Below are 13,838 nucleotides of genomic sequence, written 5' to 3' on the forward strand. Positions count from 1 at the left end.
TGGTCCCCGGGACGCCGGATACCCTGGAGGAGTGACGTTTCCGGTAGTCGGCATGGTCGGCGGCGGTCAGCTCGCCCGTATGACCCACGAGGCGGGTATCCCCCTCGGCATCAGATTCAAGCTCCTCAGCGACACCCCTCAGGACTCGGCGGCCCAGGTGGTGAGCGAAGTCGTCGTCGGCGACTATCGCGACCTGGACACGCTGCGTGCCTTCGCGCGCGGCTGTGACGTGATCACCTTCGATCATGAGCACGTCCCGACCGAGCACCTGCGGGCCCTGGAGGCGGACGGCATCCCCGTGCGCCCTGGTCCCGACGCGCTGGTGCACGCCCAGGACAAGGGGGTGATGCGCGCCAAGCTCTCGGAGATCGGTGTGCCCTGCCCCCGCCACCGCATCGTGACGGACCCGGCCGACGCCGCGGCGTTCGCCGCCGAGGTCGGCGGCTTCCCCGTCATCCTGAAGACGGTCCGCGGCGGCTACGACGGCAAGGGTGTCTGGGTGGTCCGCTCCGAGGCGGACGCGGCCGAACCGTTCCGGGCCGGCGTCCCGGTCCTCGCTGAGGAGAAGGTCGACTTCGTACGGGAGCTGGCGGCGAACATCGTCCGCTCGCCGCACGGGCAGGCCGTCGCCTACCCGGTCGTCGAGTCGATCCAGGTCGACGGGGTCTGCGACACGGTCATCGCCCCGGCCCCCGAGCTGAGCGAGAAGCTCGCCGGCGAGGCCCAGCAGCTGGCCCTCAGGGTCGCCGCCGAGCTCGGCGTCGTCGGGCACCTCGCGGTCGAACTCTTCGAGACCGGCGACGGCCGCATCCTCGTCAACGAGCTCGCGATGCGCCCGCACAACTCCGGGCACTGGACCCAGGACGGCGCGATCACCTCGCAGTTCGCCAACCACGTCCGGGCCGTCCTCGACCTGCCGCTCGGCGACCCGCGCCCGCGCGCCACCTGGACGGTCATGTCCAACGTCCTCGGCGGCGACTACCCGGACATGTACCAGGCGTATCTGCACTGCATGGCCCGTGACCCGCAGCTCAAGATCCACATGTACGGCAAGGACGTGAAGCCCGGCCGCAAGGTCGGACACGTCAACACCTACGGCGACGACCTGGCGGACGTGCGGGAGCGCGCCCGGCACGCGGCCGACTACCTGCGAGGAACGATCACCGAATGACTTCCCCCGCCTCCGCCGCGCCCGTCGTCGGCATCGTCATGGGCTCGGACTCCGACTGGCCCGTCATGGAAGCAGCGGCCAAGGCCCTCGACGAGTTCGAGATCCCGTACGAGGTCGACGTCGTCTCCGCCCACCGGATGCCGCGCGAAATGATCGCGTACGGGGAGAACGCGGCGGACCGCGGCCTCAAGGCGGTCATCGCGGGTGCGGGCGGCGCCGCCCACCTGCCCGGCATGCTGGCCTCCGTCACCCCGCTGCCCGTCATCGGTGTCCCGGTCCCGCTGAAGTACCTGGACGGCATGGACAGCCTGCTCTCCATCGTGCAGATGCCGGCCGGTGTCCCGGTCGCGACCGTCTCGGTCGGCGGCGCACGCAACGCGGGCCTGCTCGCCGCGCGCATCCTCGCCGCCCACGACAGCGAGCTGCTGGCCCGGATGCGGGAGTTCCAGCAGGAGCTGAACGACCAGGCGACGGAGAAGGGCAAGCGGCTGCGCAACAAGGTCGAGGGCAGCGACTCCTTCGGCTTCGGCAAGTAGCGGCAGAGGGGGAGGGCGACCATGGATCACAGCGCCGACAACATCGCGGACCACACTGCCGACCGCCTGGCGGAACGGCTCACCCGGGCCGGGGAACTGCTTGCCGAGTACCCCGTCGTCGACGGCCACAACGACCTGCCCTGGGCACTGCGGGAACAGGTCGGCTACGACCTGGACGCCCGGGACATCGCCACCGACCAGTCCGCCCACCTCCACACCGACATCCGGCGGCTGCGCGCCGGTGGCGTCGGCGCCCAGTTCTGGTCCGTCTACGTACGGTCCGACATGGCCGGTGACGCCGCCGTCAGCGCCACCCTCGAACAGATCGACGTGGTCGCCGAGCTACTGGACCGCCACCCCGCCGACCTGCGGCGTGCCCTGACCGCCGACGACATGGAGGCGGCCCGCGCCGAGGGCCGTATCGCCTCCCTGATGGGCGCCGAGGGCGGCCACTCCATCAACAACTCGCTGGGCACCCTGCGCGCCCTGCACACTCTCGGCGTCCGCTACATGACGCTGACCCACAACGACAACATCGCGTGGGCGGACTCGGCGACCGACGCACCGGGCGTCGGCGGACTCTCCCCGTTCGGCCACGAGGTCGTACGGGAGATGAACCGCACCGGCATGCTCGTCGACCTCTCGCACGTGGCGGCCACGACGATGCGCGACGCGCTCGCCACCTCCAGGGCGCCGGTGATGTTCTCGCACTCCTCGGCACGGGCGGTCTGCGACCACCCGCGCAACATCCCCGACGACGTCCTCGCGCAGCTCCCGGCCAACGGCGGCATCGCCATGGCGACCTTCGTACCGAAGTTCGTCCTGCCGGCCGCCGTCGCCTGGACCCGGGCCGCGGACGAGAACATGCGCGCCCACGGCCTGCACCATCTCGACACCACCTCGCAGGCGATGAAGATCCACGCCGCGTTCGAGGCGGCCAACCCGCGCCCGATGGCCACGGTGGCGACGATCGCCGACCACCTCGACCACATGCGTGAGGTCGCCGGGATCGACCACGTCGGTATCGGCGGCGACTACGACGGCACCGCGTTCCTCCCCGCCGGTCTGGAGGACGTCTCGGGCTACCCGAACCTGATCGCGGAACTCCTGGGCCGCGGCTGGTCCGCCGCCGACCTCGCCAAGCTCACCTGGCGCAACGCGGTACGGGTGCTGCGCGGCGCGGAGGACGTCGCCCGCGAGCTGCGTACACGGCGCGGCCCGTCCCACGCCACGATCGACGAACTCGACGCTCCCGAGGCCTAACAACGACCCGACAGCGGCCCGAGCGCTCCAAGGGAGGCGGCTCGGGCCCTCAACGGCTCAAGGCGGACCGGCGCTCAGCGGCCGGCCCATGAACCAGCGGCTCAGGCCCGGGGCCGGCCCATCGCCCGGTACGTCCAGCCCGCCTCGCGCCACACCGCACTGTCCAGCGCGTTACGGCCGTCCAGAATGATCCGGTGCGCCGCGGCCTCGCCCAGCGCCACCGCGTCCAGCTCACGGAACTCGTGCCACTCCGTCAGGTGCAGCACCACATCCGCGCCGCGCACGGCGTCCAGCGCCGACTCCGCGTATCCGAGCGTCGGGAAGAGCCGTCGGGCGTTGTCCATGCCCTTCGGGTCGTACACGGTGACCTGGCCGCCCTGGAGGTGGATCTGCCCGGCCACGTTCAGCGCGGGCGAGTCGCGTACGTCGTCCGAGTCCGGCTTGAACGCCGCACCCAGCACGCCCACCCGCTTGCCGAGGAACGAGTCGCCGCCCACGGCCTCCCGGGCCAGCTCCACCATGTGGCCGCGGCGCCGCATATTGATCGAGTCGACCTCGCGGAGGAACGTCAGCGCCTGGTCCGCGCCCAGCTCACCGGCGCGCGCCATGAACGCGCGGATGTCCTTGGGCAGACAGCCGCCGCCGAAGCCGATCCCGGCCCGCAGGAACTTGCTGCCGATCCGCTCGTCGTGGCCGATCGCCTCGGCGAGCTTCTTCACATCACCGTCGGCGGCCTCGCAGACCTCCGCCATGGCGTTGATGAACGAGATCTTGGTCGCCAGGAACGAATTCGCGGCGGTCTTCACCAGCTCGGCGGTCGGGAAGTCCGTCACCACGAAGGGCGACCCCTCCACGACCGGAACCGCGTACACCTCGCGCAGCAGCTTCTCGGCCCGCTCGCTCTCCACACCGACGACGATCCGGTCGGGGTGCAGGGTGTCCCTCACGGCGAAGCCCTCGCGCAGGAACTCCGGGTTCCAGGCCAGCTCGGCGTCCGTACCCACGGGCGCCAGCTCGGCCAGCCGCGCCGCGAGCCGGGCCGCGGAGCCCACCGGCACGGTCGACTTCCCGACGACCAGGGTGGGCCGGGTCAGCTGCGCCGCCAGCGACTCGAAGGCGCTGTCCACATAGGACATGTCGCAGGCGTACTCGCCGTGCTTCTGCGGGGTGTTCACGCAGACGAAGTGCACATCGCCGAAGGCACCCACCTCTTCCCACGAGGTGGTGAACCGCAGCCGGCCGCTGGATCCCTCGATGCCCGCGACGTGCTTGCGGAGCAGCTCCTCCAGACCCGGCTCGTACATCGGGACCTTGCCGGCGCTCAGCATCTCGATCTTCTCGGGCACGACATCGAGCCCGAGCACTTCGAAGCCGAGCTCCGCCATGGCCGCGGCGTGGGTGGCGCCGAGGTAGCCGGTGCCGATCACAGTGATCCTGAGGGCCATGAAGTGCTCCTGGGAGATGCGGACGGACGTGCGGTGAACGAGCATAGTCGTGCCCCCTGACGCCCTGTTTTACCGGTCTTGCGGACCCCTGTCGCGTAGCTCACGTACGGCTCGCATAGGTCTTTGCGGGGCACGGCGCCTAAAATTGGGTTACTTAACGGTAGTTAGCATCCCTGGGGAGTGAGAGTCTTGGCGGGTTCCACCGATTTCGACCTGTACCGTCCGGCCGAGGAGCACGACATGCTCCGCGAGACGGTCCGTGCGCTCGCCGAGGCGAAGATCGCCCCGTTCGCGGCGGCGGTCGACGAGGAGGCCCGCTTCCCGCAGGAGGCGCTGGACGCCCTGGTCGCCTCCGACCTGCAGGCCGTGCACGTCCCCGAGGAGTACGGCGGCGCCGGTGCCGACGCCCTCGCCACCGTGATCGTGATCGAGGAGGTGGCCCGCGTCTGCGCCTCCTCCTCCCTGATCCCGGCCGTGAACAAGCTCGGCTCGCTCCCGGTGATCCTCTCCGGCTCCGAGGCGCTGAAGAAGAAGTACCTGGGCCCGCTCGCCAAGGGCGACGCGATGTTCTCGTACTGCCTCTCCGAGCCCGACGCGGGCTCCGACGCCGCCGGCATGAAGACCAAGGCCGTCCGCGACGGCGACTTCTGGGTCCTCAACGGCGTGAAGCGCTGGATCACCAACGCGGGTGTCTCCGAGTACTACACGGTGATGGCCGTCACCGACCCGACCAAGCGCTCCAAGGGCATCTCGGCGTTCGTCGTCGAGAAGTCGGACGAGGGCGTCTCCTTCGGCGCCCCGGAGAAGAAGCTCGGCATCAAGGGTTCCCCGACCCGCGAGGTCTACTTCGACAACGTCCGGATCCCCGCCGACCGCATGATCGGCGAGGAGGGCACCGGCTTCGCCACGGCGATGAAGACCCTGGACCACACCCGCATCACGATCGCGGCGCAGGCCCTCGGCATCGCGCAGGGCGCCCTCGACTACGCCAAGGGTTACGTCCAGGAGCGCAAGCAGTTCGGCAAGCCGATCGGCGACTTCCAGGGTGTCCAGTTCATGCTCGCCGACATGGCCATGAAGCTGGAGGCGGCCCGCCAGCTCACCTACTCGGCCGCCGCCAAGTCCGAGCGCCTCGACGGCGACCTGACGTTCTTCGGCGCCGCGGCCAAGTGCTTCGCCTCCGACGTCGCGATGGAGATCACCACGGACGCGGTCCAGCTGCTCGGCGGCTACGGCTACACGCGGGACTACCCGGTGGAGCGGATGATGCGCGACGCCAAGATCACGCAGATTTATGAAGGCACGAATCAGGTCCAGCGCATAGTCATGGCGCGGAACCTGCCGTAACCCGGCGGGATCTCCCGACTCGTCGTCCGTTCCGAACGGGTTGCGTACATTGACCGGCCCCCGGCTCCCTGCCGGGGGCCGATCGCGTTTCCCCGGCACAGCGGGTTCGTGGACGCTGCGGGAGCGGTGGCTCGCGATGGCGTAACTTCCCTGTCCATGACCGACATCGACAAGCTCACCGGCCTGTTCGAAGCGCTGGGGGCCGACGACGCACCGGACTGGGCCGACTCGGAAGTCGAGGAGAACATTCCGCAGCTCGCCCGCTACCGGTTCCTGCGCAAGGTCTGGCAGGACATCGACGCCTGGAGCTCGGCGGCACCCGACTGGGTCGAGGTGTACCGGAAGGAGGGCCTCGCGGGCGGTGCCGTCGAGCGGGCGGTGCGGCTCGGGCTGACCGCCGGTGAACTGGGCGAGATAGCCCGCGAGGTGGCGAAGGAGACCGCGTTCGGCCTGCTCTACAGCCTGGCCGATTCGACGGACGGCGATCTTCCGCCCGACGTCGAGGAACAGTTGCCCGGCTGGTGCCTGGCGGAGCTGTCCCCGCAGGGCAAGCCCACAGGACGGATTCTGGATGCGCTGTACGAGGACCTGGACGAGCTCGAACCGCAGGGACCTGTGGAAGGTGTGCGGTGACCGCGTTCGATCTGAGTGAGCGACGGATCTGGGACGGCCGCGCCGAAGCCTACGCGCGCACCTTCGCGGGCCTGTGCGCCCACCCCGTGCCCGCGCTGCTGGACGCGGCCGGGGTCGGTACCGGGACACAGGTGCTCGATGTGGGGTGCGGCAGTGGCAGCGTGACGGTGGCGGCCGTCGGGCGCGGTGCCGTCGCACGGGCCGTGGACGCCGAACCCGGCATGGTCGAGGCGACCCGCCGGGCCGCGCCCGGAGTCGATGTCCGACTCGGTCGGCTGCCCGAACTTCCTTACCAGGATGGCGAGTTCGACGCGGTTGTGGCGAACTTCGTGCTCAACCACGTGGGCCGTCCGGCGGCCGCCATCGAGGAGCTGCGCCGGATCACCCGTCCCGGCGGCCGGGTCGCGGTCACCATCTGGCAGGTGCCGAGCGCCGCCGGGCAGGCACTGGTGGGACGGGCCGCGCAGGCGGCGGGGCTGACCCGCCCGCAGTGGCTGGCCACGGTCGAAGCCGAGCACAACTTCCCGCGCACCCCGGAAGGGCTGGGTGCGCTGATGTCGGCGGCCGGCCTCGGAGACGTACGGGCCGAGGCCCTCGCATGGGATCACCACGTAGGCGCGGAGGACTGGTGGGCCGGCCCCGCGTCCGGGGTCGCCGAGATCGGGCAGCTGGTCAACAGCCGGGGGCCGGAAGGAGTGGCCGCGGCCAAGCGGGAGTACGACGTGCTGTGCGCCGAATTCGCCAAGGGGGACGGCGAGTTGGCTCTGCCGCACGTGGCGCTGCTGGCACGGGGGAGCGTGTAGCGGCGGCGGGCCGCGGTCGCACGTGCGGTGACGACCGTGGCGTGCGGCAGGGCCCGGTCGGCGAACCGTCCGGGCCCGGCTTCTGTCTGCCGTCAGTTGCCGGAGACGGTGACCTTCTCGTCGTCGTTGAGCTGCTGCACCAGCTGCTTGACCTTGGCCTTGTCCCAGACCAGGTTCCCGCCGGTGCTGCCCGAGATCGGCATGTTCATCGACTTGCCGTCACCGCCCGTGACGCCCTTCATCGCGAAGAACATGTTGCCCAGGTCCCACAGCGACATGTCCTTGTCGACGATGAGGGTGTCGAGACCGGCGCCCATCGTCGGATACAGCTTGAACGGGTTGAGGATGGTGGACGGCGTCGCCGTCTGGCTCGCCAGCGCCGCGAGGAACTTCTGCTGGTTCTTCGTACGGTCCAGGTCGCTGCGCGCGAACGCGTACCGGGTCCGTACGAAAGCGAGCGACTGCTCGCCGTTCAGGGTCTGCTTGCCGGCCTGGAAGTCGGCGCCGGAGTTCTTGTCCTTGAACGCCTTGGGGATGTCGAGTTCCACCCCGCCGATCGCGTCCACGATCTTGGCGAAGCCGCCGAAGCCGATCTCGACGTAGTGGTCGATGTGCAGTCCGGTATTGAACTCGACCGTGCGGACCAGCAGCTCCGGGCCGTCCTCCGCGTACGCGGCGTTCAGCTTCACCATGCGGCCCGTGCCCTTGAAGGTCTTGCCGGATTCCGAGCCGACGAAGGTGGGGATCTCGACGTTCGAGTCACGCGGCAGGGAAACCAGCGTCGGGCCGTTCGATCCGTCGTGCAGGATCATCATCGAGTCGGTCCGCTTGCCCTCGGCGGAGCCGGTGTGGAGCCTCTTCTTGTCATCGGCCGACATGCCCGCGCGGCTGTCGGAACCGACGATCAGATAGTTGGTGCCGTCGCCCTCGCCGGGACGCTCGATCACCTTGGAGAGGTCGACCTCGCGCTTCAGCTTGGAGTCGGCCCAGAAGTACGTGCTGATGGAGACGGCCAGCACCACGACCACGAGGGTCAGCGCGCCTATCTTTATTCGACGGCGCCAGTCCGGTGCGGGCCGGCCCTGGACGTAACCGCCGTCACCGCCGCCGTACCCCCGGCCGCCGCCGTTGCCGCCGCCGTAGACCTGACCGTTGCTGTAACCGTTGTCGTACCCAGCGTTGTCGTCATAGCCGTCGGCGTACCGCGGCGGCTCCGGACGGCGCTGCTGCGGCGGCGCCGGATACTGCCGCGGCGGCGCCGGGCGCTGCGGCGGCGGTGCGGGGTGCCGCTGGACGTGCCGCATCACACGGGCACCTTCGGGCTGGGCGTTGTCACTGCCCCGTCCGTAGCGGTCGTCGCGGTTGTCGTCGGTCCATCCACCGGGCCTGTCGCTCATGCGGACCAGTGTGCAGGCCGGACCTGTCGGTATTACAGGGGGTGTGAGATATCGGGCCTGGGCTGTTGCCAAGCTGATGCAATGTCCGCGGCGTACGGCCCCCGCATAAGGGCGCATGGCCCCCGCATAAGGTGGACGGCATGACAGATCAGGCCCCGCGCCCGGAGGGCGATATTCCGGGCAAGCCGACCGCGGCGTCCCGGACCACCCTCAGCCACATCATGACCGGCAGTGACACCAACCTGCTGGGCACCGTGCACGGCGGCGTGATCATGAAACTCGTCGACGACGCGGCGGGCGCCGTGGCCGGACGGCACTCCGGCGGCCCCGCGGTGACGGCCTCGATGGACGAGATGGTCTTCCTGGAGCCGGTCCGTGTCGGTGACCTTGTTCACGTCCGCGCGCAGGTGAACTGGACCGGCCGCTCCTCGATGGAGGTCGGCGTCCGGGTCATGGCCGAGCGGTGGAACGAATCGACCCCCGCCCAGCAGGTCGGCAGCGCGTACCTGGTGTTCGCGGCGGTCGACGGGGACGGCAAGCCGCGCCCCGTACCGCCCGTGATCCCGGAGACGGAGCGCGACAAGCGGCGCTACCAGGAGGCGCAGATCCGGCGTACGCACCGCCTCGCCCGGCGCCGCGCGATCAAGGAACTGCGCGAGAAGCGCATCGCGGACGGCATCGACGTCGACTGACGGCAGGCCCCGGGTCCGGCGTGGGCCCCGGTGGCCGCCGCCCCAGGGCATCGCCCCGCACGGGGCACCGCCCCCTACGGGCACACCACCTGGTCGCCCGTGACCGTGCCGAACTCGCCCCCGTGCCTCGCCTCCGCCTGCACCCGCTCCACCTTGCCGAAATTCTCGCCCGCGGTCACCTTCATCGTCTTGCCCTGCCCCGTGACCGCCCGCAGCTCGGCCCCCGGCAGAGCTGCCGTCAGGGTCTTCGCCGACCGGTCCCACCGCGGGTCGTACTCGACCAGCGTGTGCTTCAGGCTGCGCGGCTCCGCGTTGAGCGGGGCCCGTGTCGTGACGAAGCCGGTGGCGCGCAGTGCGTCGTCGACCCTTCTGCCGAGTCCGTCCTGCACGGTTCCGTTGTAGACCTGGACGCGGATCTCACCCGGTGCGACATCGACCGGCTTCGCCACCGGCGCGTTCGGCGGTTTCGAAGCGAGCGGCTTGTCCTCGCGCAGCGCCTCGAAGAGCCTCTTCGACTTTTCCGGGTCCCATTTGACCGTCGAGCCGATGCCCTTGACCGGGAAGGAGGGATCGCTGATCGGTACGGAGGCGAACTCGGACGACGCCGGGGTGAAGCCGCGCATCGCCTGGCCGAGGTCCAGCAGCTGGTCCGTGCCGAACCCCCGATCCGCCCGGACCGAACGGAGCATCGTCGACGCGACGTCCCGGAACTTCACCGGGTTCATCAGCACACCGCTGCTCGTCGCGCGCTTGATCAGCGACGCGAGGAACCTCTGCTGGCGCTGCATCCGGCCCAGGTCGGCGGCCGCGTCGATATGGCGTGAGCGCACGTAGCGAAGCGCCTGCCCGCCGTCCAGCCAGTGGGTGCCCGCGGCCAGATCGAGTCCGGTGTACGAGTCCTTCATCGGCCGGGCCGTGCAGATCTGCACCCCGCCGAGGGTGTCCACCGTCTTCATGAAGCTGGTGAAGTCGACCTCCAGGTAGTGATCGACCTTGACACCGGTCAGGCGCTCGACCGTCCGTACGGTCAGACTCGGGCCGCCCTCCGCATAGGCGGCGTTCAGCTTCACCGAATGCGCGGCGCGCTCGGCGCCGGTGGCCGGGTCCCGGCGCTCGGGGAGCTCGGTGTAGGTGTCGCGTGGCAGCGAGACGATGGTCGCGCGTTCCCTGTCCGCCGACAGGTGCACCAGCATGATCGTGTCGGTGCAGTGGCAGGGCGCACCGCCCAGCCGGTACTTCCGCTTCTCCTCCCGGCCGACCTTGTCGCGGCCGTCGGTGCCGACGAGCAGCAGATTCATGCCGTTGCCGGCCCGCGGCCGGTTCTTCATGTCCTTGAACGGGTCGACCCGGTCGATCCCGGTCTCCAGGCTGGTCACGACCGCATGACCGATCCCGCCTGCCCCGAGCACCAACACGGACAGACTGGTCGCCACCCGCATGCCCCAGCGGGGCCGCTCGTCCTGCTTTCTCGACCTGCGCTGCGGGGGAGTGGCGTGGCGGCGCGGCGGACGGGGGGAGCTGTGCGGTGTGGGCACGGGGGGACCTCCGCGGTGCATGGGGGACCGTTCGCACAGTAGGTCCATACGATCACCACTCCGGGAAGCGACCCGGTGGCGCGCGCCCGTGTCCCCCATTCGCGGTAACGTGGCGGCCGAATAACGCCGCCTCCTGGGGTGCGAACCCCCGGCGCCCCCGAGGACCCCCCGAGGACCACATGTCTGCCGCGCAGTGCCCCGCCGTCTCCGTGATCATGCCGGTGCTCAATGAGGAACGCCATCTCAGGAACTCCGTCCGGCACATCCTCGAGCAGGAGTACGCCGGTGAGATGGAGGTCGTGATCGCGCTCGGCCCGTCCACGGACCGTACGGACGAGATCGCCGCTGAGCTCGTACGCGAGGACTCCCGGGTGCACACGGTGCCGAACCCGACCGGCCGCACCCCGGCAGCGCTCAACGCCGCGATAAAGGCCTCCTCACACCCCATCGTGGTGCGGGTCGACGGCCACGGAATGCTCTCGCCGAACTACATCGCGACCGCCGTCCGGCTCCTGGAGGAGACCGGCGCGCAGAACGTCGGCGGCATCATGCACGCCGAGGGCGAGAACGCCTGGGAGGACGCCGTCGCCGCGGCCATGACGTCGAGGATCGGCGTCGGCAACGCGGCCTTCCACACCGGCGGCCAGGCGGGCCCGGCCGAGACCGTCTACCTGGGGGTCTTCCGCCGAGAGGCGCTGGAGAAGGCGGACGGCTACAACGTGGAGTTCATCCGCGCCCAGGACTGGGAGCTGAACTTCCGGATCCGCGAGGCGGGCGGGCTGATCTGGTTCTCGCCGGAGCTGAAGGTGCAGTACCGGCCGCGTCCCTCGGTGAAGGCCCTCGCCAAGCAGTACAAGGACTACGGCCGCTGGCGCCACGTCGTCGCCCGCTACCACGCCGGTTCGATCAACCTGCGCTACCTGGCCCCGCCGACCGCCGTCTGCGCGATCGCGGCGGGCATCGTCGTCGGCGCGGCCGTCACCCCGTGGGCCTTCGTCGTCCCGGCCGGTTACGCCGCGGCCATAGTCGCCGGGTCCCTCCCGGCGGGCAAGGGCCTGCCGCTGAAGGCACGGCTGCAGATCCCGGTGGCGCTGGCCACCATGCACATGTCCTGGGGCTACGGCTTCCTGACCAGCCCGCGCTCTCTGGCGAAGAAGGTCATGGCCGGCCGCCGCCCGGTGGTTACCGTGTAAGTGAGGACACCGTGGGGGCCCTCCGATGTGCCGGAAGGCCCCCACAGTGCGTTGTACCCGGTTCGGAGCTACCAGCCGAAACCTGGCTGAATGTCCATGCAGGCCGTTTCGTCGTCGCCGTTGAGGGCACGTGCGCTCTTCGGCGTCTTCTCCTCGGCACTGGGGGCGGGATAGGGCCCGCTCTCGCGCCAGTCGGCCCCCACGGTCAGCGTGATGCCCGAGACGGCGGTCGACTTCTTCACCGCCGTCAGCGGGATGCCGAGCGCCTTGGCGACGGCCTGGGCGTTGCCCTCCACGTCCTCGCTCGGGAAGAGCACCCCGGTCCGCGCCGCTGCGTCGGTGTTCTGCACGTCGACCGTGGCCTGGGCGAAGCCCTTCCCGGCCAGCAGCTTCTTGATCGCCGAGGCGCGTCCCTCGACCGGGTACTCGGTGTCGGTACGGGTCCCGTTGCGAATACTGACCGGAATCTCGGCGACGGGGGCCGTGGGCTCCTTGGCGGCCGGAGCCTTGCGCTTGGACGCCTTGCCATCGAGCGGGATGTCGTCGCGGACCATCTGGAACAGCTGGTCCGCGTCGACGGGCTTGGGGAGCACGCGGCCGTTGTTCGCACCCGTTCCGTAGACGTTCGGCATCGTCGTCATCGTGATGCGCTTGGTGGGGACCTTCTGGAGCTCGCCCGCGAGGTCGTACAGCTTTTTGACCGTGTCGATACCCTTGTCGACGGTCAGCGCGGAGGTCGCCGCCTCGGCGAGGCCCGTCAGCTTGCTGGGGTCGGTGAGCTTGGTGCCCTTGCGCAGCTCACGGACCATCGAGTTCATGTACATGTGCTGGGCGTGCGTACGGCCGAGGTCGGTGCCGTCCTCGAAGCCGTAGCGAGTCCGCAGCCACTGGAGGGCCTGCTTGCCCTTGACCTTCGTGGTGCCCTCCTCCAGCTTCAGTCCGGAGCCCTTGCCGTCGCTCGTGTGGGAGTAGACGTTGCCCTTGACACAGACCGGGACGCCGCCGATCGCGTCGGCCATCGAGACCACACCGGAGAAGTCGATCATCATGAAATGGTCGATGGTGATGCCGGTGAGCTCGTACCAGGTGGCCACGGTGCACCCGGGGCCGCCACGGCCGAGGGTCTCGTTGGTCATTGCCGGACTCGTGGTGGCCGGGTAGACGTGCCCCGACTTCGGATCGGTGCAGTTCGGGATCTTCAGCAGCGTGTCGCGCGGCATGCTGATCACCGACATGTTGCTTCGGTCCGCGGAGAGATGGAGCAGCATCTGCACATCGGCGAGGGGCGGCGCCCCGAAGGTGTCCTTGGCCCCGCCGAGTTTCTGGTTCTCTTTGGAGTCCCGTGCGTCCGAGCCGATGAGCAGGATGTTCAGCGGGGTCTGACCGGCGGCGTTGGCCTTGTGCTCGGTCATCTTCTTGTCGCCGAGCGTCAGGTCCGCCTTCTTGAGGTTCCCGTTCAGGTGCTGGTAGTAGAGGTATCCGGCGCCGGCGCCGGCGAGTATGACCACAGCGAGAACCCAGGCGATCCAGCGCAGTATGCGGCGCTTCCCGCGTCGGCCGTGCCGGTGTGACTGCCCGCGGCGGCGCCCGGCGCGGCCGGGGTCCGGGCGGTCCCGGTCCCCGGCGCCGCCGCTGTTCCGCCGGCCGTCCCGTCCGCTGTCGTGCCCGTCGTCGGGACCGGCCGACGGGCCGTCGTCGTACAGGCCGTCGTCCCAGCCGAGTTGTCCGGCATGCCGGACGCGTGGTCGCGTTCCCTCCCCGGGTGTGCTGCTCCGTCCCACCAGGTCCCCCCTGCTGCTCAGACTCTCGGAATGGCGCAGTGA

12 protein-coding genes are annotated in these 13,838 nt (G+C 69.9%); 8 read left to right on the top strand and 4 right to left on the bottom strand.

Annotated features, from left to right (window positions below):
- Positions 1 to 31: 31 nt before the first annotated feature.
- The 3 genes from ACIA8E_RS35040 to ACIA8E_RS35050 are packed head-to-tail and all read left to right on the top strand — an operon-like array spanning position 32 to position 2,970.
- Positions 32 to 1,171: a 5-(carboxyamino)imidazole ribonucleotide synthase gene (locus ACIA8E_RS35040; RefSeq protein ID WP_399304371.1), complete on the top strand. Its 1,140-nt coding sequence runs from the start codon at positions 32 to 34 to the stop codon at positions 1,169 to 1,171.
- Positions 1,168 to 1,707 carry a 5-(carboxyamino)imidazole ribonucleotide mutase gene (purE, locus tag ACIA8E_RS35045; protein WP_399304373.1) on the top strand — a complete coding sequence of 180 codons (540 nt, stop codon included), beginning with the start codon at positions 1,168 to 1,170 and terminating at the stop codon, positions 1,705 to 1,707. The genes ACIA8E_RS35040 and purE overlap by 4 nt, the downstream gene beginning before the upstream one ends.
- 21 nt (positions 1,708 to 1,728) lie before the next feature.
- Entirely contained in the window at positions 1,729 to 2,970 is a 1,242-nt protein-coding gene (locus tag ACIA8E_RS35050) for a dipeptidase (protein ID WP_399304375.1), read from the top strand.
- A gap of 101 nt (positions 2,971 to 3,071) precedes the next feature.
- On the opposite strand, the gene ACIA8E_RS35055 is transcribed toward ACIA8E_RS35050, so the two are convergent.
- Entirely contained in the window at positions 3,072 to 4,415 is a 1,344-nt protein-coding gene (locus tag ACIA8E_RS35055; protein ID WP_399304377.1) for a UDP-glucose dehydrogenase family protein, read from the bottom strand.
- 189 nt (positions 4,416 to 4,604) lie between these two features.
- On the opposite strand from ACIA8E_RS35055, the gene ACIA8E_RS35060 reads away from it, so the two are divergent.
- From ACIA8E_RS35060 to ACIA8E_RS35070, 3 genes are all read left to right on the top strand, one after another.
- Positions 4,605 to 5,762 carry an acyl-CoA dehydrogenase gene (locus tag ACIA8E_RS35060; RefSeq protein WP_093776593.1) on the top strand — a complete coding sequence of 386 codons (1,158 nt, stop codon included), beginning with the start codon at positions 4,605 to 4,607 and terminating at the stop codon, positions 5,760 to 5,762.
- 156 nt (positions 5,763 to 5,918) lie between these two features.
- Complete coding sequence (locus tag ACIA8E_RS35065) at positions 5,919 to 6,395, top strand: hypothetical protein (protein ID WP_399304379.1); 477 nt, start codon at positions 5,919 to 5,921, stop codon at positions 6,393 to 6,395.
- Positions 6,392 to 7,198 carry a class I SAM-dependent methyltransferase gene (locus ACIA8E_RS35070; protein WP_399304381.1) on the top strand — a complete coding sequence of 269 codons (807 nt, stop codon included), beginning with the start codon at positions 6,392 to 6,394 and terminating at the stop codon, positions 7,196 to 7,198. The genes ACIA8E_RS35065 and ACIA8E_RS35070 overlap by 4 nt, the downstream gene beginning before the upstream one ends.
- A gap of 92 nt (positions 7,199 to 7,290) precedes the next feature.
- On the opposite strand, the gene ACIA8E_RS35075 is transcribed toward ACIA8E_RS35070, so the two are convergent.
- Complete coding sequence (locus ACIA8E_RS35075; protein WP_399304383.1) at positions 7,291 to 8,595, bottom strand: LCP family protein; 1,305 nt, start codon at positions 8,593 to 8,595, stop codon at positions 7,291 to 7,293.
- 140 nt (positions 8,596 to 8,735) lie between these two features.
- Here ACIA8E_RS35075 and ACIA8E_RS35080 point away from each other — a divergent pair, with 140 nt between their 5' ends.
- Positions 8,736 to 9,287: an acyl-CoA thioesterase gene (locus ACIA8E_RS35080; protein ID WP_030977033.1), complete on the top strand. Its 552-nt coding sequence runs from the start codon at positions 8,736 to 8,738 to the stop codon at positions 9,285 to 9,287.
- A 74-nt stretch (positions 9,288 to 9,361) separates the two neighbouring features.
- Here the strand turns inward: ACIA8E_RS35080 and ACIA8E_RS35085 are convergent, their stop codons facing one another.
- Complete coding sequence (locus ACIA8E_RS35085) at positions 9,362 to 10,726, bottom strand: LCP family protein (protein ID WP_399304435.1); 1,365 nt, start codon at positions 10,724 to 10,726, stop codon at positions 9,362 to 9,364.
- A 275-nt stretch (positions 10,727 to 11,001) separates the two neighbouring features.
- Between ACIA8E_RS35085 and ACIA8E_RS35090 the strand changes: the two genes are divergently transcribed.
- Positions 11,002 to 12,015: a glycosyltransferase family 2 protein gene (locus ACIA8E_RS35090; RefSeq protein ID WP_399304385.1), complete on the top strand. Its 1,014-nt coding sequence runs from the start codon at positions 11,002 to 11,004 to the stop codon at positions 12,013 to 12,015.
- Positions 12,016 to 12,083: 68 nt separating this feature from the next.
- Here the strand turns inward: ACIA8E_RS35090 and ACIA8E_RS35095 are convergent, their stop codons facing one another.
- The gene (locus ACIA8E_RS35095; RefSeq protein WP_399304387.1) at positions 12,084 to 13,796 is read right to left on the bottom strand and encodes an LCP family protein; all 1,713 of its coding nucleotides are present in this window, start codon (positions 13,794 to 13,796) and stop codon (positions 12,084 to 12,086) included.
- Positions 13,797 to 13,838 lie beyond the last annotated feature (42 nt).

The organism is Streptomyces sp. NPDC051664 (assembly GCF_044453545.1).
Lineage (GTDB): Bacteria > Actinomycetota > Actinomycetes > Streptomycetales > Streptomycetaceae > Streptomyces.

Coding starts and splice junctions, on each gene's coding strand:
- purE (WP_399304373.1), top strand. CDS start 1,168: ATGACTTCCCCCGCCTCCGCCGCGCCCGTCGTCGGCATCGTCATGGGC.
- ACIA8E_RS35050 (WP_399304375.1), top strand. CDS start 1,729: ATGGATCACAGCGCCGACAACATCGCGGACCACACTGCCGACCGCCTG.
- ACIA8E_RS35055 (WP_399304377.1), bottom strand. CDS start 4,415: ATGGCCCTCAGGATCACTGTGATCGGCACCGGCTACCTCGGCGCCACC.
- ACIA8E_RS35065 (WP_399304379.1), top strand. CDS start 5,919: ATGACCGACATCGACAAGCTCACCGGCCTGTTCGAAGCGCTGGGGGCC.
- ACIA8E_RS35075 (WP_399304383.1), bottom strand. CDS start 8,595: ATGAGCGACAGGCCCGGTGGATGGACCGACGACAACCGCGACGACCGC.
- ACIA8E_RS35080 (WP_030977033.1), top strand. CDS start 8,736: ATGACAGATCAGGCCCCGCGCCCGGAGGGCGATATTCCGGGCAAGCCG.
- ACIA8E_RS35085 (WP_399304435.1), bottom strand. CDS start 10,726: ATGCGGGTGGCGACCAGTCTGTCCGTGTTGGTGCTCGGGGCAGGCGGG.
- ACIA8E_RS35090 (WP_399304385.1), top strand. CDS start 11,002: ATGTCTGCCGCGCAGTGCCCCGCCGTCTCCGTGATCATGCCGGTGCTC.